Raw genomic sequence first — 22,342 nt, 5'->3', positions numbered from 1 at the left:
CCTGGGCCGGGGGTTTGGTCCCCTCCGTCCGCGCCAGCTCAAAGCCGGCCACTCTGCTCGCCCTGTAGGTCGTGTGGCAGAGCCGACCCGCCCCCGACCGCCGCGGAACACGCGGCGCCTGCGGCGGGAAGCCGTGCGACACCGGCGGCTGCACCCCGGCGGCTGTGCCAACTCGCCCCGCAGACCTTGCGGCTCACTGGACGCTGTCGCACAACTCCAGTGCACACCTTCCGGCACACCCCACGCCCTCGCACAACTCCAGTACTACCGTGGGTACATGGGGGATCACAGACACAGAGAGCACCCGTGGCGCGTAAGAGTGGACGACACGCGCGGTGAGCCTCACGGAGCCGGGGTGCTGCTCGACGAGGCGCATGTGCTCACCTGCGCGCATGTCGTCGTCGGGGCCGGGGGCCGTGACGTCCCGTTGCGGATCCGGAGTGTGGCTTGTACGCCGGAGTGGAGCCGTACGGCGCGGGTCGTTCCCGGGACCTGGGTCGTTCAGGAGGGCGTCCTGCCGCGGAACCGGGTGCCGCCGGGTGATGTGACGTTGCTGGAGCTGCAGGAGCCGGTGGCGTGTGCTGAGCGTGTGTCGTTGTGGCGGGTGCCGCTGTCCGGTGGGCATGTGCGTGCATACGGGTTCAAGGGGAGTGCGCGGGACGGCATGTGGGCGCTGGCCGAGTTGACCGGTTCGGGAGGCTACCGGGGCGAACTCGGGCAGCTGATCCGGCCGTTGGGACGGGCGCAGTGGATCGTGCCGGGTTACTCGGGCGCCGGGGTGGTGGCGCAGGGCGACGAGTTCGCCGAGTGCCTGATCGGGATCGTCGTGGCGAACCACAGGGACGACGACGTCGAGGGCGCCTGGATGCTGCCGACCGAGACGATCACCGGCTACCTGCCCCGGCTGGAGGCGTACGCCGCCGGGTCGCGCACCAACGCCTTCGATCCCGCCGACAGTCCGGCCGATGGTGAGGTGCTGGGCGACCCGCTGCGGCTCGCGCTGACGCAAGAGCTCACGCGGCTTCTGCAGAGCGGGTGGACGGGCACCGTCGTGGTCGGCACCGGGACCAGGACCTCGGCGGGTGCCTCGTGGCTGGTACGGCTGGTGCGCACGGCCGATCCCACCGCGCGCGCCACGGCCTCGAACGACGCCGGCACCGACGCCCACGCCCACGCCCACGCCCACGCCACCGTACGCGAGGACACCGCCCTCGCCCCGGGCACCATCGACGCCGCCTACGACGCGGCCGGGAAGTCCCTCGCCGACGTACGTACATATCTGACCGAGCGCTTCGGGCTCGCCGCCGACGGCGACCTGGCCATGCAGTTGGCCAGACGGCGGCCGCCGCCCTGCATCGTGGTGGGCGGGGTCGACCGGGCCGTGGACTCCGCGGTGCTGGTACAGGACTTGCTCGGGCCTCTCGCCCGGCGGGCCCGCTCGCGCGGGCTGCGGCTCGTGCTCGGCTTCGCGGGGCGGCCGCCCGAACAGCTGCCCTACGACGTGTTCCTCGACCCCGAACCGCTACCGCTACCCACCGCCGGACCCGGCATCGCCTCCGCCGAGCAGGCGCTGCAAGCTCTGGACGCCCTCTGCGCGGCGGAGGACGAGGCGCTTCGGCAGCATCTGGAGTGGGGGGTGAAGTTCTTCGCCGCGCCGCGGCTTCCCGCGCCCGCCGCGCCCCGGGTACGGGTCCGCCTCGCCTTCGCCCGGCAGACCGGGCCCAACACCGAGCTCGCCGCCGCGTGCGCGTTCGCCGAGCGTGCACGCAAGGCTGCCGAGGGGTACGTACGGACGTCGCTGCGCATGACGGAGGCGTGGCGCGACCTGGTGCGGACGCTGGAGCTGCACCGGGTACGCGCCGCCGACCGATTCGGCGCCGAGGACCCCTCGCTCGGCGCCCTGCACGGCCCCGCCGCCGAGGCGCTGCGGCACGAGCCCGTCGACCTCGCCGCGGCGCGGCGGGCCGTCGAAGACTACGTACGGGAGGTCGACCGCCGTATCGCTGAGGACGCGCGGGAGGAGGAGCGGCAGGACCCGCACGACCGGCCACCGGAGCCGAACCAGTGGGAGGAGAACGCGTGATGCGGTGCAATCGCGACGACTGCGGTCAGGGCGACGTCGACGACGAGGGCTTCTGCTCCGTCTGCGACCGCGAGCCGCTCCCCCGGGACGGGGCGGACGGGGGCAGCTCCCCGTCGTCCGCGCAGGGCCCGCGGGCCCTGCCGCAGGGCGCCGTCGGGGTGGCGCCCGTACGGCCCGATCCCTGGTACGGACTCGGGCTCGTTCCTGACCGTCCGCTTCCCTCCCTCCCGGCCGCCCGGTCCCCCGGTCCCGTCGCGGAGGAGCACCGGTACTGTCCCAACCCGGCCTGCCAACTACCCGTCGGGCGCGCGCGTGACGGGGAGCCGGGGCTCACCCGCGGCTACTGCGGTAGATGCGGTACGGCCTTCGACTTCACCGATGTGTGGGGCCGTGTCGTCGGCGATCGGTACGAGCTTCGGCTGCTGCTCGGCTCCGGGGCGTACGGGGCGGCGTACCTCGCCTGGGACCGCAATCTCAAGGCCCCTGTGGTCATCAAGGAGTTGGCGGCCTCCGTGGCCGAGACGGCCGAGGAGGAGCGGGAGGCGCTCGTCAGTCTCCGGCACGACGCGATCGTGCGCATCCTCGACTACGCGAAGGAGGGGCGGTACCTCGCCCTGGAGTACGTGCCGGGCGCCCCCTTCACCGCGCATCGTGACGACCGTCTGGAGACCCTGCTGGCGCACGGCATCCGCATCCTCCAGGCGCTGGAGTACCTTCACGACCGCGAGCTGCTGCACTGCGACGTCAAGCCGCTCAACATCATCCGTTTCGCGGACGAGCGGGGCGGCACCGCGCTGGACCGGGTGCGGGTGATCGACTTCGGTGCCGTGCGCAGGCTGCGGGACAGGCGGCCGCTCCAGGCGTACACGGAGTTCTACGCGCCGCCCCCGAACGATCCGGAGCGGAGTGAACCCTCCCCCGGGTTCGACCTGTTCACCGTCGGCAGGACGTTGCAGGAGGTGTGCGCCGCCCATGTACGGGACCTGTCGGCGCCCGGGGTGCGCGCGCTCGTGCTCCTGCTGGAGCGGGCCACGGACCGTGAGGTACCCGGGCGGCGGTTCGTGTCGGCGCGGCAGTTCGCGGAGCAACTCAGTGGTGTCGTACGGCAGGTGGTGGCCGTGTCGCCCACCGGGCGTCAAGTCACCCGCCCCTCCGCTCTGTTCGGGCCGATGCGCGAGCCGCTGCACGGCGGGCTCGGCTCGCTGCGGCCGCTCAGCGACTGGACCGATGCCCGTACGGACACGGCCGGATCGCCCGTCCTCGCCGCCCCGTTCTCCTGCCCGCGGCCCCCGGAGATCGCGTCCGCGCTGCCCACGCCCGTGACCGACCCCGACGATCCCGGACTCCCCGCCGCGACCCAAGGTGCCCTCGCCGCCTGTCGGCAGGCCGTACGCGACGGCGATGCGGAGGGTGCTCGGCATGCCCTCGCGGGAACGGGGCTGCCGCAGTGGCATTGGCTGCATGCCTGGTACTCGGGTCTGGTCGCCCTGCTCGGCAGTCGCGTACCGGCCGCCGCCGGTCACTTCAACGTGGTCCGCGCAGCGCTGCCCGGCGAGCTGCTTCCGCTCCTCGCGCTCGGGCTGTGTGCCGAACTCCCCGATGCTGTACGGGAATCAACGGCCTCGGCGCCTCCCGGTGACGCCGCCGCCGCCCTGATGTACTACCGCACGGTGTTCGAGACCGCCCCCGCGCTCGCCGCCGCCGGCTTCGGCATGGCCCGTGTCCATCTGCACACCGGGCGGCGGAACGCGGCGGCCGAGGTGGTGGATCGGCTGGCGCAGGAGTTCCGCTACCAGCGCGAGGCCCGCATCGCCGCCGTACGACTGCGCACCGCCGTCATCGGGCCACCGCACGGCGCGGTGCCGACGCAGGGTGATCTGGCGGCGGAGGGTGATCTGGCGGCGGCGCGAGCGGCCCTGGCCGGGCTCGATGTCGACGACGCGGGGCGTGCGGGGCTGGAGGCGGAGATCCAGTACGCCGCGTTCCTGCGCGGCCAGGACCGGCTCGAACTGTCGGAGACGGTCCGCGCGCTGGCCCCGCACGCTCCCGGGGAACGCGAGTACGTCGCTCTCGTCGACCTCGTCAACCGGCTGCGTCCGCCGTTGAGTTGGAGCTGGCGGGGGCGAAGTGGCCGGAGTCGTCAGTCCCGTTCCGATTCGTCCCGACGGCAGTTAAGCTCCTCGTGAGGTTACGCGCGGATACACGTGGCACACGCGACGATGCGACCGGGGGTTTTCCGTTGGGGGATGCGGAGAGCCTGGGCCTGGCCTTCACCCTGCTCCCGGAGGCGCCCAGGGAAGTGGCGTACGACGAGACGCGCCTCGACGCACTCGTCACCGTCCGGGCACACGCCGGCGAGACACCGGCTGCCGCGGCGCCGAGCGCCGAGGTCCTCATCATGGACCGCTCCCTGTCGATGGCCGCGCGCGGCAAACTCGCCGCGGCGCAGAGCGCGTTGGCGGCTGCGGTCGACGCGGTGCGCGACGGCACCCTGCTGGGTGTCGTCGCCGGTCACCACGAGGCCGAGGTGATCTATCCGCCGGGCGGCGGGCTGGCGCCGGTCGACGCCGCGGTGCGCGAGGCGGCCAAGGCCCGTATCGCCGCGGTCGTCCCCTCCGGCGGGACACGGATCGGCTCCTGGCTCCGGCGGGCCGACCGGCTCTTCGTCGCCTCGGAGGCGGCCTCGGCGCGCGGCACCGTACGCCATGCCGTGCTCTACACGGACGGCATCGACGAGCACGAGACGCCCGAGGAACTCGCCGCCGCGCTGACGGCGTGCGCCGACCACTTCGTCTGCGACGCGCGCGGATTCGGCGAGGACTGGAACTACCGTGAAGTGCTGCGCATCGCCCAGGCGTTGCACGGCGAGGCCGAGGCCGTGGTCGAACTCACCGGTCTCACCGAGGACTTCACCCAGCTCATGCGGCGGGTGCAGGGCATCGTGGTGCCGCGCGTGTACCTGCGGCTGAGGCCCAGGGCCGGCTTCAGGGTGGTCTTCGTCCGGCAGACCTATCCCGTGGAGGCCGACCTGGCCGTGCAGCGGGAGGACGGCGGCGGGGTGCGTGTGCCGCTCGGTTCCTGGTCCGCGCAGGAGCGCCATTACCAGGTGTCGCTGGCGTACGCGCCGGATCTGCTCACCGTCGGTGCCAAGACCCGGGTGCTGCGCCTCGGGCTGCACGCCGAGACGGGTGGCGCCCTGGGCTCCTCCGACTCCCCCGACGTCCCGGACTCCTGGGACTCCCCGGACTCCCCCTGTGTTCCCGAGCAGCACATCGCCGTGGAGCGCCTCCCCACACCCGGCGTCGGCATCGCTCCGCCGGCGGGGCTCACGCATGCGGAGAACATGCGTGAGCTGGGGGAGGCGATCAGCGACTGCATCGATGCCTGGGCTGCGGACGACCGGGACAGGGCCGACCGAGCGCTGCGCCGGGCGCTGGGCAGGGCCGAGGAACTCGGGGACACCGGCCGGCTGGGCGCGCTGCGGGCGGTGGCACACCAGGGGGCCGACGGGCGATGGCGGCTGCGGGACGGCGTGCCGCGCGGCGAGATGCAGGCCCTCGGTGTGCTCTCGGCCCGTACGACGCGCCCGCACCGCCCCGGCGCGTCGACGGCGCCCGGGCCGGAGGGGGCGGAGCAGGCCCGGCAGCCGTGCCCGCACTGCGGGAGACCGGTCGCCGCGGCCGACGCGTTCTGCGAGAAGTGCGGGCGCTCCGTCGCGGGGGGATCCCGGTGAGCGGTCCCGGCTCCCTGACTCGTGCGACGGCGGCCACGGGGACGACCGCGGCGACGACGGCCCGGTGGCGTGCGCGGCGGCTGCGCGGGGCGCATCCGGTGGCGGTGCTGCGGGCGCTGCGCGCGGGGACGGTGGTGATGGTGCTCGTGACGGCGCTCATGTACCTGCTGGTCTCCGTGGAGGCGGACCGCCAGGTGGCCGCCGCGCGCTGTGCGCACGAGGCCGTCGAGGACGTCGAGCAGGCCCGTGCGGAGGCGGTGCGGGCGGACCAGGCCCTCGCGGAGGCGGTCGCCTCGCGGCAGGTGCCGTTGATCGGGACGGGCAGCCGGTTCACCAACGCGACCGCTCGCGTGAGCAGTTGGGTGACCCAGGCGGCCGAGGGGAACGCGGCGGGCAGGGAGGGGCTCATCGAGTTCCAGTTCGTCCAGGGCCAGTTGACCACCTGCGTACGGCTCGCGGACACGGCGGTGCGGGACTACGACCGTACGAAGGAGGCGGGCATGGGCATCGCCCGTGCGGCCCTGACTGCCAAGCGAGCCCGTGGAGTTGGCTTCGAGGGTGAGGAGGGGCCGATCCGGGGCACGGGCGGTCTGACAGAGTCCCTGATCGATCTCGAGGACCTCCAGCAGAGCGCGCTCACCCGGCTGCGCGGGTCGGGCTGGCTCGACCCGGTGCTCGTCTGGTCCCTGCTGCTCGTCCCGGTGGCCGTCCTGCTGGGTCTGGTCCTCGCCACGGGGTACGTCGTCGCCCGGCACTTCCGCCGCTACCCGAGTCCCTGTCTCGCCGCCGCGCTGCTGATCACCACCGGGGTCGCCGTCGGGACCGGCCTGCTGGTCCACAGCGACACGTACCACCTGCCCCGGGACGCGGCCGCGAGTTCCCCGGCGACCATGGCCTGCGCGCTGATCCTGCTGAGCGCCGCGGGCGCGCTGGTCCATCTCGGCTACCGTCCCCGTCTCGCCGAGTACACGTTCCCGGACGCGCGGGGCCGCGCATGATCCGGATGCTGCGCGCGGCGCTGGTCCTCGCTCTCCTGCTCGCGGTCGCGGGCTGCGGCGGCGGGCCGCGGCACGGCCGGGTGACGATCATGGTGCCGTGGTCGGGGCAGGAGTTCGCGGCGTTCTACACCGTGCTCAGACAGTTCGAGCTCAGCTCCGGCATCGACGTCGACGTGCAGGTCACCCGGGCGCAGACCCAGCAGCTCGATGCCGCGGTGTCGGCCGACGCCCCGCCCGACCTCGCCGTGCTCCCCAGCCCGGCCGCCGTCACGCACTACGCCGAGACGGGCGCCGCGAAGGCGCTCAAGGGCGTGAGCACGCGCGCCTTCCTCCAGCCCTTCCGCGGGCTGGCGACCGGAGAGAACGGCGGGGTCTACGCGCTGCCCGTCAAGGCCGACGTCAAGAGCCTCGTCTGGTACGACTCCGAGCGGACGCCCCGTACCCCCCGTACGTACGCCTCCCTCCCCGGCCTGCTCCTTGCCCTCGGCGACAAGGGCCGGACCTGGTGCCTGGGTCTTGAGTCCGGACCGACGTCCGGCTGGCCGGGCGCCGACTGGATCGCCGACCTCCTGCTCGCCCGGCCCGGGGGGACGCGGGCGTACGAGGACTGGCTGACGAAGGACCGCGCCTGGACGTCGGACGCGGTGAGGAAGTCCTGGACCGCCTGGCACGACCTGGTCCGGGACAGCACCAAGTCCGCGGCGACGCAAGGTCCTTCAGAGGCGGCGCACGGCATGACGGCGTCTCCCCCGAAGTGCGCCCTGGCCCATGGCGCACGCTCGGCCCTCGGGCTGGAGGGCGCGCGCTACCGCTTCGTCCCCTCGTCGCCCACGCGTGCCCTTGAGGTGTCCGCCGACTTCATCGGCAAGTTCACCGACGACAACGACCAGAGCGCCATGGCGCTGCTCAGGTACCTCGCGGGTGCGGCGGCGCAGCGGCTCTGGGTGGAGCAGCAGGGCGGTTCGGCGCTCAGCCCCAACGGGCAGGTGTCACCGGGCGAGTACACGGACGCCGCCCGGCAGGGGATCGCCAAGATGCTGCGCCCCGAGGCGGGTTACACCCTGTGCTTCAGTGCCGCCGACGCCATGGAGGCCGACGTGTCCGCCGCCTTCTACCGGGCCGTGCTCGACTACTCGGCCGACCCGGGCCTGCTCGGGACGCTCCTGAAGAACCTCGACGTGGTCCAGGGGAAACTGCACGGCTCCCCCGTTCCGCGGGCCAAGTTGTGCTCCATCCCCTCGTGAGCCGGGCGCCCCGGCGAAGGACGGTCCTCATTCCATGGCAGACATCGTGCGGTTCACCCTTTCCGACGGCACCTCCGTCCTCGTCGCCCCGCCGGGCCGGGCCGGCGACCAGTTGGTCGGGATGAGCGACCATGTGCAGGACGCGGCGCGCTCCCTTCAGCAGGCACTCGCGCCGATCGCCGCCACCGCCCAGGAGGTGATGAGCACGATCCGGGCGCAAGCCCGGAGGCCCGACGAGGTTCAGGTGAAGTTCGGGGTGCAACTGGACAGCAAGTTGGGGGCGGTCATCGCGAGTACGAAGGCCGGGGTGCATCTGGAGATTTCGTTGCAGTGGCGTGGGGCGGGGGATGGTTCTGTGACTGGGGGTGATTCCGCGGCGGGGGATGACGGTTCCGGCGGGGGCTCGTCGGGGGCCTGAGGCCGCCAATGCGGTTGCTTTAAGCACGGGCCATCGGTTCGGCTTCTTGGTCGATCGGGGGCAGTGCCGGTTTTCGTCGGCCTGGCAGCAGGCGGCCTCGTCAGCATGCGGAGCACCTCACGGACGCGTCCGTCATTGGCTATCACGTGAGCGTGTCTTCAGTTCCCGCAGTCGGCGAACGCGGCCGAGTCGGCCGCCTGTTCCTCCTGGCGAAACATCGGCGGCGCTACACGCCCTCGGAGCAGCCACTTCGGCGGGCGGTCCACCAGTCCGTGAGTACCTTGGCCAGGCCCGGTTTCCCGCCGGAGTTCCGGCCTCGCGCGTTCGACCGCTTCGCCCGCGCCGAGGCGAGCCGCACCAGCGAGGGCTCCGGCCTGGGTCTGGCCTTCGTCCGGGCCGTCGTCATCGCCCACGGCGGCACCGCGCGCGCCGAGAACACCGGCGACGGCACCGCGGTCACGCTCGATCTGCCCGGCTGATCGATGGACGGGGGTCCCGGTTCACTGCTCCGCCCCGGGTGGCGGCACCGCCACCACCGGGCGCCGATGGACGTACGCGACCACCGCGCCCGCCCCGATCAGCGCGGCGAGCACACCGAAGCCGTACGTGAGTGTGGTGAGCGAGGCGATGGTGGCGACGAGGAGGGGGCCGCCCGCGTCGCCGAGTTCGCGGCCGAGTTCGGCGGCGCCCATGGTCTGGCCGAGGCGCTCCGTGGGCGTGCCGGTGGCCAGGGCGGCGAAGCCGAGCGGGGTGATCAGCCCGGTGCCGACGCCGATGAGGGCGGCGCCGAGGAGGATGCCGGTCAGACCGGGCAGCATCGCGAAGCCCAGCCCGGCGGCGGTGACCAGCAGCCCGGCGGCCAGGCCGGAGCGCGTGGTGAGCCGTCCGTCGTCCAGCGTGCGCCCGGCTGTCGGCTGGACGACAGCGGCGCAGCCGGCGAGCACCGACACCGCCGCACCGGTGGCGACCGTGCCGAGCCCGGCGTCCCGGCCCGAGACCGGGAGGAAGCCGACTCCGGCCGACAGGGCCGCGGTCGCCGCCGCCAGCGCGGCCGTCGGGGCGAGGAAGACCGGGTCGGCAGCCCGCCGATATTCGCTTGCGCATCGGCGTCGCCCGGGTCAACGTCGCCTCGCCCGACATCTGACGAAGGCGGAGAAGATGACCACGCAGCCCTATCCCGTCGACCACGAACTCATCGAGGCGGCGGCCCACGTCGCCCGTACGCGCTGCAGGGGCGACAACCACACCATGGCAGCCGCGGCCCGCGCCCAGGACGGCCGGATCGTCACCGCGGTGAACGCCTACCACTTCACGGGAGGGCCGTGCGCCGAGCTGGTCCTGATCGGTGCGGCAGCCGCCCAGGGCGTCTACTCGATCGACACGATCGTCGCGGTGGGCGACCGCGACCGCGGGGTCGTCCCTCCGTGCGGCCGGTGCCGTCAGGTCCTGCTCGACTACTTCCCCGACGTCAAGGTCATCGTCGGGGACGAGGGCCGCGTCCTGACCGTCCTCATCGCGGACTTGCTGCCCGAGAGCTACGTCTGGGCCGACCACCAGCTCGACGCCGACAACGCGGCCCGGACACCGGGGAGTTCACCGTCCGACGCCCGGGCCGACTGACGCACCGGCCGGGGTTACGGCTTGCGGCTGACGGCGCAGAACTCGTCCACGTCGGGCGCGGCCGGAGTGCCGTCCTCGGGACGCCAGCGCGGGCACGAGACGATGCCGGGCTCCAGGAGTTCGAGACCCTCGTGGAACTGCGCGAGGGCGTCCGTGTCGCGCAGGTGGTACGTGGGCTTGCCGTTCTGGTTCCACAGGTCGATCGCCTGCTCGAACACTTCGCCGGTGATGACGTTGGTGCCGTCGGCCGTGACGAGGTAGCTGCCCGCAGGCAGGGCGTCGACCAGCCGCTTGACGATCGAGCGGGCCTCGGAGGTGTCCTCGATGTGGCCCAGGATGTTCAGCAGCATCAGGGCGATCGGCTGGTCGAAGTCCAGCAGTTCGCGGGCCGCGGCGATGATGGCCTCCGGTTCCCGCAGGTCCGCGTCGATGTACTGGGTGGTGCCCTCGGTGCTGCCGGTGAGCAGGGCGCGCGCGTGCGCCAGCACGATCGGGTCGTTGTCGACGTAGACGACGCGAGCCTCAGGCGCCACCCGCTGGGCGACCTGGTGCGTGTTGTCGGCGGTGGGGAGGCCGGTGCCGATGTCGAGGAACTGGCGGACGCCGACCGTGCCCGTCAGGTGGGTCACCGCCCGCTGCAGGAACGCCCGCGACTGGCGTGCCACGGCCACGATGTCCGGGTAGATGGCGCTGAACTGGTCACCGACCTCGCGGTCGACCACGTAGTTGTCCTTGCCGCCGAGCCAGTAGTTCCAGATCCGCGGCGAGTGCGGAACGCCGGTCCCGACCAAGTGACCGGAGCTCTGTCCGGTCCGGCTGAGCGGTTCGTTCGTCGTCATGGGACGCTCCTGAGGCTGTGCGGTGCGGTGCGATGCAGTGCGCTGGATGACGCAACGGACAACGTACCCAGGCTAGTTGACCATGCCTACAGCTTCGGCGGGGCCGGTCGCTGGTTGTTCGTACGGCAGGGCTTCCACCGGTGAGGAAGGACACGAGGGCCGCGGCCGAGGCCGGTCACACGAGCCAGGTGGAGGTCATGGCGGCGCCGGCCTGGAGCAGCACGAGCAGGATCGTGACGGAGGACACGCGGTTCTACGAGCGGAACGGTTTCGCGCCCCGGTCCGTGACGTTGCAGACGTCGCTGTAGCGACGCGGCTTCGCTGGTCACCAACGCCACCGTCCTCAGAACACGTTGATCGCGCCCGGTGCTCGCTCCGTGCGGGTCAGTGTTCTCAGCAGGGCTGCTTGGCCGTGGCGTCGGGCGGCGAGGGACGTCAGGACCGTCAGGACTGGGGCGAAGGCGGCCTCGGGGAGTTCCGGTGGGGTCATTGCGGTGCTGGACGCGAGGTCTTCCAGGTGGACTGCCAGTTCCACCATGCGTGTGAGCAGGAAGTCGTCCAGGGTCAGGGACCAGCCTGTCTGGGGCATGAACACCACATGGTTGGAGGGGAGTTCGGCCAGGCGGGGGCGTTGGGCTTCGAGGGTGGTGCGGAGTTGGTCGATGAGGGGGCCCACTCCCTCCACGGAGAGTGCCTCGCCCTTGGCTCGGATTCCGGAGTTGACCTCGCCGTCCAGTGGCGCGTCGATCCAGACGGCGCGTGTGTAGTGCTCCAGGACGGGGACCGGCTTCGCCTCTTCATCGGAGGCGGGTTGTCGGAGGGCCGGGGTCACGCTGAGGATCTGGTACGCGAGGTGGCCCGACAGACCGCTGACGTTCCACTCGGGCAGGGCGCTCGGGCGATCCCAGGCCGCGGCCACCTCGGAGGTGTCCAGCAGGTTCACCGCCCGGGCCGCTACGTCCAGGTAGGCGTTCTTCAGGCTCATTCGTCCCCCGTCTCCTGCTCCAGAACTGTCACCTGTTCCTTCCTACCGCCTTTCGGCGCAACACCGTCAGCCCACGCTCCCCCAGGCGTCCGGCCGGGGCGTGCGTATCGCCGTGACCACCGCGCGGGACGAGGCCATGACGTCGGCCGCGAAACGCAGGCGGCCCACACCGAGCCGGCGCAGGGCGGAGCCGTGGTCCGCGGTGACCACGAGACAGGCCGCGAGCAGCAGGACGCGCCACAGAGCCAGCACCGGTCGGCGGGTGATGCGGGGCAGCTCGGCCATGGAGGCGTGCAACCGCTCGCAGTGGAAGGGGACATGACGCTGCTCGTCGGCCAGGATCCGTCCGGCGACCTCGCTCGTGAGCGCGTCGCCGGTGCCGTCGCGCAGGGCGCGGTAGTACCGCAGCGCCACCACTTCCGCGATCATCAGCACCAGGAGCTCCAGGCGCAGGCCCATGAGGCGCCGCAGCCGTACGAAGACGGTGTCGCTCCAGTGGCCGCCCAGCGTCGGCATGCCGCCCGCGCTCAGCAGGAGTGCCAGCAGGCGGGCGTGGTTCTGCTCCTCGGCGACGAAGAGGCGGACGGCCTGCGCGTAGGCGGCGTCGCCGGCCTCGTCCGCCTTGCCGACGAGGTTGGCGCCGTCGCCGTCCTCGCCGACCTGGAAGCGCTGGATGCTGGCCCAGACGGTCGGGGGAAGCGTGGCGCGCTGCGCCCAGTCCGGGTCGCCCTGGGCCTCTCCGCGCTCGCGCTCCTCCTCGAAATGCCTTACCCACTTGGCGAATTCAATGGTCGTGTCAGCCGTACCCGATGCCGCCTTCGCATCCGTGCGCATACGGACACCCCCTCCGGAACGCGGTTGTCGCGTCCTGGAGAGCAATCACGTCAGCGGGCGGCGAACAGTTCCGTTCGGCTCGGCTTGGCTCAGCCCCATCGGGAGAAGGCGGCGGCGATCTCGTCCCGCCCGGCACCTCCGGCGAGAAGCAGGCGCAGCAGGACGCGTGCCTTCCACGGGTCGAGCATCCCCGCGTCGATGAGGCCGCGGGAGAGCAGGTCGCTCTCCGAGCCGGGTGAGCGGTACGTGGCGCGCAGGACGGAACCGCTGCCGGTGCGGGAGGTCAGGACGACGGGGATGCGGTCGGTCAGGGCGCCGAGGCGCGGTGCGAGGGCGCCGGCGACGTGGCCGGCGCCGAACCCGGCGACCACCAGCCCCTGGCAGCCGCGCGCCGCGTCGTCGACGACCGTGTCCTCCTCGTCCAGTACCGCCGTGTAGACGCCCACGCGGGTGGCCGCGAGCTGAGCGGGGGTGGGCCGGTAGGGCAGCGGGTCGAGGCGCGGGGGTGCGGCCAGGACCCGTACGCGGTCCTCCACGACGTGACCGAGGGGGCCGGTGTTGGGCGAGACGAACGTCGCGGTGCTCGTGCTGTGGGTCTTGCGGACCCAACGGGCGGCGTGAACCTGGTCGTTGAAGACCACCAGCGCGCCCAGCCCGCGGGCCTCGGGGGCGCAGGCGACACGCACCGCCGCCAGGACGTTGGCGGCTCCGTCGGCGCCGGCCAGCGAGGCGTTGCGCATCGCGCCGGTCAGGACGAGGGGTTGGGGGTGCGGCCAGACCAAGTCGGCCAGGAACGCCGTCTCTTCGAGGGTGTCCGTGCCCTGGAGGACGACGGCTCCCGTGGCGCCGTCGGCGACCGCGCGCGACGCCGCGTCCACGACCTCCAGCACCTTCACGAACGTCAGCCCGGAACTGGGCACCGCCTCGGCGTCCTGGACGTCGATGCGCGCCCCGACGCGCTCCAGCCCCGGCACCGCGGCCACGATCTGCTCGCCGGTCAGCCGGGGTTCGCCGCCGGTGACCGAGATCGTCCCGCCCAGCGCGAAGAGTGCCACCCGCATCCGTACTCCCCCAGGACTCGCCCGATGCGACACGCCGAGCGGCGCGGCGCGCGGACACCTTACGGCGAACGCGCTGATCGCACGCGGGACTTGCGGCCGCGAACCGGCCCGATGACCTGCCGGCTTCATCGGAGCGCCGGAATGCGCTACGGTGGATCTTGAGCACGCCGCCGCTCGAGGAGCGGACGGTGCGCAGTGCGTCGGTGGTCCAAGGAAAGACGCCCCGCTTCCTGCGGGGAAATGCAGGTGCAAGGCCTGCCCGGCGCTCGAGACAGGGCCCAGCCCCCGGATTCCCGGGAGTTGGGCCCTGGGGCGTTTGTAGGCCGGGAGTACGCCTCCACCGGGCCTGATATGGCCTTTCATCTCCCCTGTGACACTCCTGCCGCCGCCGACGCTGGAAGGAGTGACCCGATCATGCGGGTCTTGGGGCCCAACCTCTTGGGGGAGGCCGGCGGGCCCCGGCGTGCAGGAGCAGGAGCGGCTCCCCGTGCTGACCCCGCTCGTGCACGCGAGCCGGCCCGGGCGCCCAGTCGTGGCAGGGTGCCCGGGTCCTTCACCGACGGATGGTCCGCACGGCGAGCAGTAGTCGGCCTTCCACTGGCCGCCGTTGACGGAAAGCGGCCCGATCGAGTGCATGCATCGCGGCCGCCGCCTGACCTGCGCCCACTACCCCGCCGACGGCCAGAGCACGGCCTGGGCGACGATGACCCGGTCGCCGTCGAAGGTGACGGACGGGCCTTGGTGCAGTTCGTAGCCGAGGGCGAGGGCTTCGCTCACGCGGCGGCAGAACGCGGCGTCGTCCGGGCCGGTCAGGACGCGATAGACGGGCAGGCCGTCCGGTGGTGTGATCATGGGTGCAAGGATCTCAGGCCGGCCCGGCGGCCCGGCCGTCGGGTCACAGGGCGCAGCGCGCGGCCGCCGAGGCGAAGCCGAGCCAGGTGTGCCGGTTGCCGGCCCAACACCAGCCGACCTTGGGGGCGTTGCGGCGCTCGCGGCCGTCGCGTCCGGTGCCGTTGCTGATCCAGAGCGCGGGGGTACGGGCGTCGAGAGTGCCGTCGGGCTTGCGTACGCGCGAGCCGATGGTCATGAAGCAGTGGCCCCGTTCGAGGACGTCGGGGCGCTGGAGGAGCCAGTGGATGCCCTCCGTCAGGAGCAGCGGGGTCCGGCCCGCGCCGGTGAGGGCGGGCAGGGCCTCGTCGGGGCTCCAGTCGGCCATCTCGTCGCCGCGGTCCACGTCCTGAAGCACGTACGCCGGGTCCTCGGGGACCTTGACGGTGTCGAGGGGCGCGAAGTCGTCGACGTCGGTCATGTCCTCCACGACGAAGCCGGGCTTGTCCTGGTGTCGGAGCAGGGGTGCGAGGGCCGACGCCGGGGCCCGGTCCGGGTGGATCACGAGGAGGCCCTCGCGGGTTCCGGCGCCCGCGGCCAGGGAGCGCAGTTCGGTGGGGCGTAGGCCGGCGCTCTCGTGGACGCCGAGTTCGATCAGTCGGTCCGCTTGGTCGCCGAGGGGCGGCAGGGTCCGCGTCGCGGCCGGCATGTGACCTCCTGGTGGTGTGGCGTCGGCCCGGTCCGGACCGACGGTGCGCACATCGCGGCGCGCGCCAGGAGTGTTACGCGTGCCCTGCCGGCCGGACCCTCAGCTCACGTCGCGGCGCGAGACGAGCGCGGAGGACACCGCGAGGCACACCACGACGTACGCCGCGAGCACCAGGCTCGCCGTCAGCGGGCCGGAGACCGAAACGACCCCGGGGACCGAGGCGTTGGGCTTGCCCGACGGGTCGAGGGCCGTGGCGAGGGAGCCCGCGCTCGGGCCGATCAGCAGCCGCTGGACGCCCTTCAGCGCGGGCAGGGTGCCCGCGAGCCCGGTGACCAGGTTCTCCACGGCGAGCAGCCACAGCAGGCCGACGCCGATGGCGGGTCCGGTACCGCGCAGCAGGATCGACAGGAGGATGCCGACACTGGCCGCGGCCATGCTGATCAGCCAGACGGCGCCGACGCCGCCGAGCAGGGTCGCCGCGTCCGGCCAGGGCGCGGACCGGCCGGTGACCGCGGCGACGAGGGCGCTCGCCCCGGCGCTCGCGGCGAGCACGAGCACGGTGATGCACAGGACAGCCACCGCGGTCGCGGCGGCCTTGCCGAGGACGGCGCTGCCGCGGCCGGGGCCCTGGACCAGCAGGGTGCCCCAGGTCTCCCAGCGGTACTCGCCGCCGACGAGGACCGCGCCGAGGATCAGCATCAGGGCGCTGCCGAACATCGGGTACAGGTCCACGGTGCCGGACAGGAACCTGTCCGGGAGCAGGCCGCTGATCAGCTTCTCGGGGTCGCCGGAGGAGCCGGTCGGGTGGTTCCTGACGGCCAGCCAGACGATGTACGGCACCACCATGCCGAACGCCACCGCGAGCCCGGCCCAGGCCCCGCCGACGATCCACACGCCGGGACGCTTGCGGGTCGCCAGCAGCTCTGCCTGAAGGACGCCGTTCAACCGCCCATCACCTCCACGGGTTCCGTCCCGGCCGGCCGTTCGTCCTCGACCAGGTCGAGGAACACGTCCTCCAGGGAGAGGACGTTCCTGCGCAGTTCGCTGACCTGGACGCCGTTCACCACGAGATACCGGTTGACGGCGGCGGCCTCGCGCGGGTCGGCGCCCACGCGCAGCTGTCCGTCGACGACCGTCGCCGAGCGGACCTCCGGCAGCGTCCGCAGGAGCTCGGCGGCGCGCTCGGGCGCGTCCACGCTCAGCGCCAGTCCGCTCTCGCCGACGTTGCGGCGCAGCTCGGCGACGGTGCCCTCGGCGATCAGCCGGCCCCGGCGGATCACCCCCACGCGGTCGCAGAGGTGCTCCACCTCGGACAGGAGGTGGCTGGAGAGCAGGACGGTGCGGTGGGCGCGGCGCAGGCTGTCGATGAGGTCGCGCATGCTCGCCATGCCCTCGGGGTCGAGGCCGTTGGTCGGCTCGTCGAGGATGAGCAGTTCGGGGTCCTTGAGCAGGGCGGCGGCGACGGCGAGGCGCTGTTTCATGCCGAGGGAGTACGCGCGGAAGGCGACGTCGGCCTTGGCGGTCAGGCCCACCTCCGCCAGCGTCTCGCCGACGCGGGCGGCGGGTACGCAGGCGTATCCGGCGAGGACGCGCAGGTTGTCCCGCCCGGAGAGGTGCGGGTAGAGGGCCGGGGCCTCGATGAGGGCGCCGACTCCGCGCAGGCTGGGGCGGGTCCCGGCCGGGTGGCCGAGGACGGTGGCGGTGCCGGAGGTGGGGCGGATGAGTCCGACCAGCATGCGCATGGTGGTGCTCTTGCCGGAGCCGTTGGGGCCGAGGAAGCCGTAGACCTCGCCGCGGCGCACCCGCAGGGCGAGGTCGAAGACGCCGGTGTCGGGTGCGTACTTCTTGGTGAGTCCGCTGGTGCGGATCACCAAGTCGTCGCTGTTGTCGGTGCTGCTCGTGTCGGTGCGTTCGCTCGTGTCGGTGCGTTCAGGCATCGGCGGTCCGCCGTTCTGCGTCGCGGCCGCGTGCGGCCAGGGACAGGATGGCCGCCACCAGGGCGGTCTCCGCGGCGAGGATCACCACCGCCCACACCGGCCCTACCCAGCGCCGCAGGGTGCTGAACCAGACCCACATCAGTCCGCCGTAGGCGAGCAGGAGCAGGAGCAGCGAGGTGACGCCGTAGAGCGCGTAGGCGCGGGCGTCGCGGGGCGGGTAGGCGTCGAGCCGTTCGCGGGCGGCGGGGTCGCGGCGGCGCAGGCGCAGGCGCCAGAAGCGGTAGGACTCGCGGCGCAGGTCGGCGATGTCCAGCGCGTGGGTGAGCATCATGTATCCGTCCGAGCGCAGGACCGGCAGCAGGTTGATCACGGCCGCGCCGCTGCCGAACAGCAGGAGTCCGGCCGCGGGCGGCCTGCCGATCCCGCCGTCGCCGGCGAGATACCACCAGGCCAGCACCGGGACGAGGGCGAGCAGGCTGACGAAGACGCCGGCGAAGGCGGTGCCCACGCGGGCCCTGCGCCGGTGGAACAGCATGATGTCGTCGGTGCGGCAGTAGGGGGTGAGCATCGGGAAGCGCCAGCTCAGTCCGATCTCGGTGACGGTGCCGCCGAAGTGGCGGCAGGTCACGCCGTGGGCGAGTTCGTGCAGCACGGTGATGCCCCAGAGCAGCGTCATCGACAGGGGCAGGGTGATCGCCCAGGACCGCTGGTGCGTCGCCTCCTGGCTGAGGGTACCGAGGTGCGTCCAGACGAAGACCTGGACGGCGGCGAGCAGGAGGAACGCCGGGACGAGGAAGGCGGGGTGGAAGGCGAACGCGAGTCGTGCGGCGAGGGCGGCGCACAGGCGGTCGGGGCGCAGGATCACCCAGCGGCGGCGCAACAGGCCCTGCCGCGCGGCCTGTTGGGACTCGTGCGCCTGCCGGAGCTTGTCGAGGACGGCGTCGTCGGTGTGGCCGTCGAGGAGCTGGTAGCGGCCGAGCATGGTGAACATCTGCTGCCAGTGCGCGGGGCCGAGCCGGCGCTCGTAGGTGTCGGTGTACTTGCGGCCGATGTCGTCGAGGGTGTGGCTGCCGTCCATCAGGCCCATGACGAAGTACTCGCGGGGGCCGACGCGGTAGTAGCAGCCGGTGCGCGCGTCCTTGACGTGGTGCACGGTCTTCGGGCCGGAGCGCAGGGCGGGACCGAGGACGACGTCGGGCCGCAGGCGGGGCCGGTCGTACGACGTGTCGGCCCCGTTGGCCGTCCCGGTCACCGCAGCGCCTCTTGTGGGGCCAGGTCGGTCAGCGCCTTGCACAGGACGTAGGAGAGGTAGATCTCGTCGAGGATGCTCACGCCGAGGCGGTTGTTGGTCATGTGGACGTAGGAGCTGAGCACGATGGCGAGGGCGTCCTGCGGCTCCGGTACGGCGCCGTCGCGGAAGCACAGGAGTCCGTCGTCGGCCGACTTCAGGACGCGGTCGCGCAGTTCGGCGCAGTGGGCGAGCCAGGACCGCTCCAGCGGGGTGGGTGAGGCGGCCGTATCGCCGCGGGCGCTGTCGCGCACGTGCCTCAGGCGCGGGACCAGGCGGTCCTTCATGCGGGCGTAGCTGCGGTCGAAGCGCTCGTGCTGGGCGTCGCTGGGCTCCTGGTACGACGTCTCCCACATGGTGCGGTAGCGCTGGAGGAAGCGGGTCACCGCCTCCTCGTCGGGCAGCAGGGTGAAGCAGAGTCCGGCCGTCAACTGGGCGGCCTGGCCGAGCAGGACGGTGCGGACGTGGACGTTGGTGGTCTCCAGCAGCGTGATCACCGTCTCGCTGGAGTGCCGGAAGTGCCACTCGGCCAGTTCCATGCCGGCGGGGCCTCCGTAGCGGTCCAGTTCACGTTCGTAGGCGAGGGCGGCGACGCTGTTGTTGTCCCTGAAGGGCATCTCCCCTTCGGCGCCGTAGAGTTCGTCCCACCGCTCCTCGCTGTACTCGGCGAGGAACATGTTCTTGTACAGGTCGCCGCTGGCGTTGCGGTCCTCCTCGTAGAGGGCGGGGCGCACGCGCAGGTAGTCCTGAAGGGCCTGCCGGGCGGTGCGTTCGACCTCGGCGGCCGCCGAGGCGTCGGCGGGCAGCAGGCGCACCCGGATGTGCGGGCCATCCAGCCAGTAGCGGATGAAGAACCAGGAGCGCAGCAGGCCCTGTTCGCTCAAGTGGGCCACGAGCGGCCGCACGCAGTGCACGAGCACCGGGTTGGCGTTCGCGGCGTAGAAGACGTGCAGGCTGATCCAGTGGTCGTCGTCGCCCGGATCCGCCTCGACGCAGCCACCGTCGTGCGTGTCTCGTTTGCCGTTCATGCCGTCCATCACCGCTCCGTATCCGTTCCGTTGACGCCGTCGAGCTGGACCGTGAGTTCGGTGACGTACCGGTGCGGACCGTCTCTCAGCCACAGGTCGTCGGGGCCGGGCAGCATCTCGGTGAGCACTACCGCCGCGTCACTCTTGCGGACCGCGGTCTCCAGCAGCCGGACGCACATGTACGAGTCGAAGTCGACGTACTGCGGCTTGTGTTCGCCGCCGAGGCTTGCGAACACATGGCGCGGCAGTCCGGCGGCCCGCTGCCACTCCCGCCAGGCCAGGAACCACTCCTCGTCGCTCTGCCGGGCCACCGCCGGCGGGAGCTGGTCGGGGGTGAACCTCCAGGAGCGGCGCTGGAGCACGACGTTGCCGAGCCGTACGCGGGGCAGCGCGCCGCCGGCGGCCTCCTGGACGCCGGTGCCCTCCCACAGGTCGAGCTGGACCATGGTGGTGCAGGAGAAGTTCAGCAGCACCTGCTGCAGCTCGGGCAGCGCCATCGGCAGCAGGAAGCCGAGGTAGACGGGGATCACCTCGACGCCGAGCCGCCGGGAGCGCAGGCGCAGCCGGTCGCCCGCCGGGTCGTGCTCGACGATCAGATCCTCCACCGGGATCCGTTCCCGGGCCGGGCGGAAGCTGGTCTCGCCGGGGCAGACGATCTCGTACGGGGTGACGAACGGGTGCAGGTTGAGGTTGGTCGCGTCGTAGCCGCCCTTGAGCTCGGCGAAGACGGCTCCCTCGGGGACGGCGTCGGCCAGCGAGCGGCGCAGGGAGGCGGTGAGTCCGTCGTCGAGGCAGTGGGCGAACCGGGAGAAGAGCAGGGTGAGTCCGGAGTAGATCCGGTTGACGACGACGAGCGGGTCCTCGGTGCCGTTCTCGGCGACCTGGAGGAAGAACGACAGCGAGCGCAGGTCCTCCGCTCGCGGCAACTCCCGTTCCACGGCGGTAAGGAAGTCCTCGTCCAGTTCCAGGTCGCCGCCTCTCTCGGCGGCGCTCTCGTACCGGAGCCGCATCTCCTGGGCCACCGTGCGCCGGGCGCGGTCGATGCCGGCGATCTCGTCCTGGCGGAACCAGTTGTCGTAGGTGCGGAACTCGGTGCCGTCGAAGCGCTGGTGGCGCATCAGGCGCTGGTTGTAGTTGTCGTAGAAGTCCTGGTTGAACTGGTGGGCGAAGGAGAGGAAGTCGTCGCAGCGGCCGCCGGTGCCGTAGCGCGCCCGGAAGAATCCCTTGGTGACGAGTCTGCGGACGGCGTTTCCGTCGAACGCCGGGAGGATCCGGGTGAGTTGCTCCAGCCCGGGGGTGATGTGCCGGTCCCAGGTGTCGGCGTCGCCGGTCGCCTTGAGGCCCGGCAGGGTGGTGTCCTCGTAGACGAGGGTGCGTAGGACGGGGATGTCGTCGCGGCCGAGGCGGCGGTGGGTGTCGGCCACCGACTCCTTGATCCGCGACAGCAGTTCACGCCGGCGGGGCAGTCCGGCTCCGGCGAAGCGGGCGACGTCCGCGCCCATGCGGTCCACGAGCGCGGCGAGGTCGTCGGCCCAGTCCGCGCCCAGGCGCCGCAGTCCGCGGCGGTAGGTGGCGACCGGGTCGGGGTCGTGGATGTCGAGGTGCAGGTCGGGGACGACGAGCAGGCCGAGCCGGAGCAACTGGGCGAGATAGCGCTCCACTTCGGGCTCGGGGCGCCTGTCGTCCAGCGCGCGCAGCCGCCGTACGGCGTCGCCGAAGCGCAGGGTCGTCGTGCCGTCGTCGCCGAACAGGGTGAGCACGTCGGCGAGGGCGACGCCGCTGGGCAGGTAGAACAGGCTCTCGTGGACGGCGTCCAGGGTGACCGCCGCGTCCGCGTTGCCGTCGGCGCCACGCAGCTTGCGCAGATAGCGGACGCGGTCGCCGTGCACCTGCATCCCGCTGGTGGCCCGGACCGGCAGATCGCGGCGGACCTCGGGATCCGCGGTCAGCAGTTCGGAGAGCCGGGCGAGGACCGCGATGTTCAGCCGGGTGCTGCCGCGCTTGTCCCAGCCCTTGACGGACGCGGTGAGCGGAAGGCCGCCGGCTTCGGTGAACTCGCCCGCGGAGACGGCCGTCAGGGTGCTGAACGGGCTGGTCTTGCAGGCGGTGCGCAGCAGGTACTCCAGCAGCGACCGCTCGATCCGCCGCTCCTTCTTGCTGAGCGGGCCGTCGGCGCGGTGCAGATAGCCGTCGAGGTACTCGTCGAGCGACGGGGAGGAGAGCTGGATGCCGTGACGCAGGTCCGTCTCCGTCGCCGCGCCACGCAACTCCCGGCGCCCGGAGGCGATGTCGTCGGCCAGGATGCCGGAGCCGGTGCGCAGCAGCGCGTCGAGCTGCTGCCGCTGGGCGAACCAGCCGCGCAGTTCGGCGAGTTCGGCGGGCGGCAGCAGCGGCTCAGCGGCCGCGAGGCCGCGAGGTGCGCGGGCGTTGAAGACGTCACGGCGCAGATTGATCAGCGTCCGGCTCGCGGCCGGGTCGTCGAGGTGGTGGGCCACGCGTTCCTGGAGGGCGTCGGCCAGCGCCGCGCCCCGCGCGCGCAGCCGCAGCCGCGCGTCGAGCACGCCGTCCGCCCAGGCGGCGCTCGCCGGTGAGACCAGCGCGGCGGCGGTCTCGAAGGGGAGCCCGGCCACGCGCAGCATGAACCTGGGTACGAGGTTCCACCTCGCGTGCTCGGTGGGGGTCGTCGCGGCCGACGCCGTGACCGGCATCGTCGATGGCATCGCGCTGGAGTTCACGG

Annotated in this window: 20 protein-coding genes and 1 pseudogene; 9 read left to right on the top strand and 12 right to left on the bottom strand. The window is 72.5% G+C overall.

What is annotated here, in order from left to right; genetic code table 11:
• The first annotated feature begins 277 nt into the window (after positions 1-277).
• From QFZ74_RS29785 to QFZ74_RS29755, 7 genes are all read left to right on the top strand, one after another.
• Positions 278-2,083 (top strand): trypsin-like peptidase domain-containing protein, encoded by a 1,806-nt coding sequence (locus QFZ74_RS29785; protein WP_307623949.1) that lies wholly within the window; start codon positions 278-280, stop codon positions 2,081-2,083.
• The gene (locus tag QFZ74_RS29780) at positions 2,083-4,269 is read left to right on the top strand and encodes a tetratricopeptide repeat protein (protein ID WP_307623948.1); all 2,187 of its coding nucleotides are present in this window, start codon (positions 2,083-2,085) and stop codon (positions 4,267-4,269) included. The genes QFZ74_RS29785 and QFZ74_RS29780 overlap by 1 nt, the downstream gene beginning before the upstream one ends.
• Positions 4,270-4,322: 53 nt before the next feature.
• Positions 4,323-5,816: a VWA domain-containing protein gene (locus QFZ74_RS29775; RefSeq protein ID WP_307623947.1), complete on the top strand. Its 1,494-nt coding sequence runs from the start codon at positions 4,323-4,325 to the stop codon at positions 5,814-5,816.
• Entirely contained in the window at positions 5,813-6,814 is a 1,002-nt protein-coding gene (locus QFZ74_RS29770; protein WP_307623946.1) for a hypothetical protein, read from the top strand. Before QFZ74_RS29775 ends, QFZ74_RS29770 begins: the two co-directional genes overlap by 4 nt.
• On the top strand, positions 6,811-8,058 hold the full coding sequence (locus QFZ74_RS29765) for an extracellular solute-binding protein (RefSeq protein WP_307623945.1): 1,248 nt from the start codon (positions 6,811-6,813) through the stop codon (positions 8,056-8,058). Before QFZ74_RS29770 ends, QFZ74_RS29765 begins: the two co-directional genes overlap by 4 nt.
• Before the next feature lie 34 nt (positions 8,059-8,092).
• Positions 8,093-8,476 carry a CU044_2847 family protein gene (locus QFZ74_RS29760; protein ID WP_307623944.1) on the top strand — a complete coding sequence of 128 codons (384 nt, stop codon included), beginning with the start codon at positions 8,093-8,095 and terminating at the stop codon, positions 8,474-8,476.
• Positions 8,477-8,748: 272 nt separating this feature from the next.
• A complete protein-coding gene (locus QFZ74_RS29755; RefSeq protein WP_307623943.1) occupies positions 8,749-8,955 on the top strand; it encodes a sensor histidine kinase KdpD in 207 nt (68 codons plus the stop codon).
• Between the two features lie 21 nt (positions 8,956-8,976).
• On the opposite strand, the pseudogene QFZ74_RS29750 reads toward QFZ74_RS29755, so the two are convergent.
• Positions 8,977-9,564 (bottom strand): annotated as a pseudogene (locus QFZ74_RS29750) (MFS transporter); the annotation flags it as partial.
• Between the two features lie 70 nt (positions 9,565-9,634).
• Between QFZ74_RS29750 and QFZ74_RS29745 the strand changes: the two are divergent.
• Positions 9,635-10,096 (top strand): cytidine deaminase, encoded by a 462-nt coding sequence (locus tag QFZ74_RS29745; RefSeq protein WP_307623942.1) that lies wholly within the window; start codon positions 9,635-9,637, stop codon positions 10,094-10,096.
• Positions 10,097-10,110: 14 nt separating this feature from the next.
• Here the strand turns inward: QFZ74_RS29745 and QFZ74_RS29740 are convergent, their stop codons facing one another.
• Positions 10,111-10,935 carry an SAM-dependent methyltransferase gene (locus QFZ74_RS29740; protein ID WP_307623941.1) on the bottom strand — a complete coding sequence of 275 codons (825 nt, stop codon included), beginning with the start codon at positions 10,933-10,935 and terminating at the stop codon, positions 10,111-10,113.
• A gap of 140 nt (positions 10,936-11,075) precedes the next feature.
• Between QFZ74_RS29740 and QFZ74_RS29735 the strand changes: the two genes are divergently transcribed.
• Complete coding sequence (locus QFZ74_RS29735; RefSeq protein WP_307623940.1) at positions 11,076-11,243, top strand: hypothetical protein; 168 nt, start codon at positions 11,076-11,078, stop codon at positions 11,241-11,243.
• 35 nt (positions 11,244-11,278) lie between these two features.
• Here QFZ74_RS29735 and QFZ74_RS29730 read toward each other — a convergent pair whose 3' ends face one another.
• The 10 genes from QFZ74_RS29730 to QFZ74_RS29685 form a co-directional block, all read right to left on the bottom strand.
• A complete protein-coding gene (locus QFZ74_RS29730; RefSeq protein WP_307623939.1) occupies positions 11,279-11,920 on the bottom strand; it encodes a maleylpyruvate isomerase N-terminal domain-containing protein in 642 nt (213 codons plus the stop codon).
• Between the two features lie 66 nt (positions 11,921-11,986).
• Positions 11,987-12,754 carry a ferritin-like domain-containing protein gene (locus QFZ74_RS29725; protein ID WP_307623938.1) on the bottom strand — a complete coding sequence of 256 codons (768 nt, stop codon included), beginning with the start codon at positions 12,752-12,754 and terminating at the stop codon, positions 11,987-11,989.
• Positions 12,755-12,843: 89 nt separating this feature from the next.
• Complete coding sequence (locus QFZ74_RS29720) at positions 12,844-13,815, bottom strand: asparaginase (RefSeq protein ID WP_307623937.1); 972 nt, start codon at positions 13,813-13,815, stop codon at positions 12,844-12,846.
• A gap of 666 nt (positions 13,816-14,481) precedes the next feature.
• A complete protein-coding gene (locus tag QFZ74_RS29715) occupies positions 14,482-14,667 on the bottom strand; it encodes a DUF1737 domain-containing protein (RefSeq protein ID WP_307623936.1) in 186 nt (61 codons plus the stop codon).
• Positions 14,668-14,710: 43 nt separating this feature from the next.
• A complete protein-coding gene (locus QFZ74_RS29710) occupies positions 14,711-15,352 on the bottom strand; it encodes a DUF5701 family protein (protein ID WP_307623935.1) in 642 nt (213 codons plus the stop codon).
• Positions 15,353-15,451: 99 nt separating this feature from the next.
• Complete coding sequence (locus QFZ74_RS29705; protein ID WP_307623934.1) at positions 15,452-16,297, bottom strand: ABC transporter permease; 846 nt, start codon at positions 16,295-16,297, stop codon at positions 15,452-15,454.
• On the bottom strand, positions 16,294-17,289 hold the full coding sequence (locus QFZ74_RS29700) for an ABC transporter ATP-binding protein (RefSeq protein ID WP_307623933.1): 996 nt from the start codon (positions 17,287-17,289) through the stop codon (positions 16,294-16,296). The genes QFZ74_RS29705 and QFZ74_RS29700 overlap by 4 nt, the downstream gene beginning before the upstream one ends.
• Positions 17,282-18,541, bottom strand: coding sequence for a M50 family metallopeptidase (locus tag QFZ74_RS29695; RefSeq protein ID WP_307623932.1), 1,260 nt, complete (start codon positions 18,539-18,541; stop codon positions 17,282-17,284). Before QFZ74_RS29695 ends, QFZ74_RS29700 begins: the two co-directional genes overlap by 8 nt.
• On the bottom strand, positions 18,538-19,614 hold the full coding sequence (locus QFZ74_RS29690) for a thiopeptide-type bacteriocin biosynthesis protein (RefSeq protein WP_307623931.1): 1,077 nt from the start codon (positions 19,612-19,614) through the stop codon (positions 18,538-18,540). Before QFZ74_RS29690 ends, QFZ74_RS29695 begins: the two co-directional genes overlap by 4 nt.
• Positions 19,614-22,325: a lantibiotic dehydratase gene (locus QFZ74_RS29685; protein ID WP_307623930.1), complete on the bottom strand. Its 2,712-nt coding sequence runs from the start codon at positions 22,323-22,325 to the stop codon at positions 19,614-19,616. Before QFZ74_RS29685 ends, QFZ74_RS29690 begins: the two co-directional genes overlap by 1 nt.
• Between the last annotated feature and the right edge of the window lie 17 nt (positions 22,326-22,342).

Source organism: Streptomyces sp. V3I7 (assembly GCF_030817495.1).
Classification (GTDB): domain Bacteria; phylum Actinomycetota; class Actinomycetes; order Streptomycetales; family Streptomycetaceae; genus Streptomyces.
This window is presented reverse-complemented; position numbering and strand designations above follow the sequence as displayed.

What these genes read in the sequence shown, in the direction of transcription:
- QFZ74_RS29785 (WP_307623949.1), top strand. Translation starts at nt 278, where the DNA reads ATGGGGGATCACAGACACAGAGAGCACCCGTGGCGCGTAAGAGTGGAC.
- QFZ74_RS29780 (WP_307623948.1), top strand. Translation starts at nt 2,083, where the DNA reads ATGCGGTGCAATCGCGACGACTGCGGTCAGGGCGACGTCGACGACGAG.
- QFZ74_RS29765 (WP_307623945.1), top strand. Translation starts at nt 6,811, where the DNA reads ATGATCCGGATGCTGCGCGCGGCGCTGGTCCTCGCTCTCCTGCTCGCG.
- QFZ74_RS29760 (WP_307623944.1), top strand. Translation starts at nt 8,093, where the DNA reads ATGGCAGACATCGTGCGGTTCACCCTTTCCGACGGCACCTCCGTCCTC.
- QFZ74_RS29745 (WP_307623942.1), top strand. Translation starts at nt 9,635, where the DNA reads ATGACCACGCAGCCCTATCCCGTCGACCACGAACTCATCGAGGCGGCG.
- QFZ74_RS29740 (WP_307623941.1), bottom strand. Translation starts at nt 10,935, where the DNA reads ATGACGACGAACGAACCGCTCAGCCGGACCGGACAGAGCTCCGGTCAC.
- QFZ74_RS29730 (WP_307623939.1), bottom strand. Translation starts at nt 11,920, where the DNA reads ATGAGCCTGAAGAACGCCTACCTGGACGTAGCGGCCCGGGCGGTGAAC.
- QFZ74_RS29725 (WP_307623938.1), bottom strand. Translation starts at nt 12,754, where the DNA reads ATGCGCACGGATGCGAAGGCGGCATCGGGTACGGCTGACACGACCATT.
- QFZ74_RS29720 (WP_307623937.1), bottom strand. Translation starts at nt 13,815, where the DNA reads ATGCGGGTGGCACTCTTCGCGCTGGGCGGGACGATCTCGGTCACCGGC.
- QFZ74_RS29715 (WP_307623936.1), bottom strand. Translation starts at nt 14,667, where the DNA reads ATGATCACACCACCGGACGGCCTGCCCGTCTATCGCGTCCTGACCGGC.
- QFZ74_RS29710 (WP_307623935.1), bottom strand. Translation starts at nt 15,352, where the DNA reads ATGCCGGCCGCGACGCGGACCCTGCCGCCCCTCGGCGACCAAGCGGAC.
- QFZ74_RS29700 (WP_307623933.1), bottom strand. Translation starts at nt 17,289, where the DNA reads ATGCCTGAACGCACCGACACGAGCGAACGCACCGACACGAGCAGCACC.
- QFZ74_RS29690 (WP_307623931.1), bottom strand. Translation starts at nt 19,614, where the DNA reads ATGGACGGCATGAACGGCAAACGAGACACGCACGACGGTGGCTGCGTC.
- QFZ74_RS29685 (WP_307623930.1), bottom strand. Translation starts at nt 22,325, where the DNA reads ATGCCATCGACGATGCCGGTCACGGCGTCGGCCGCGACGACCCCCACC.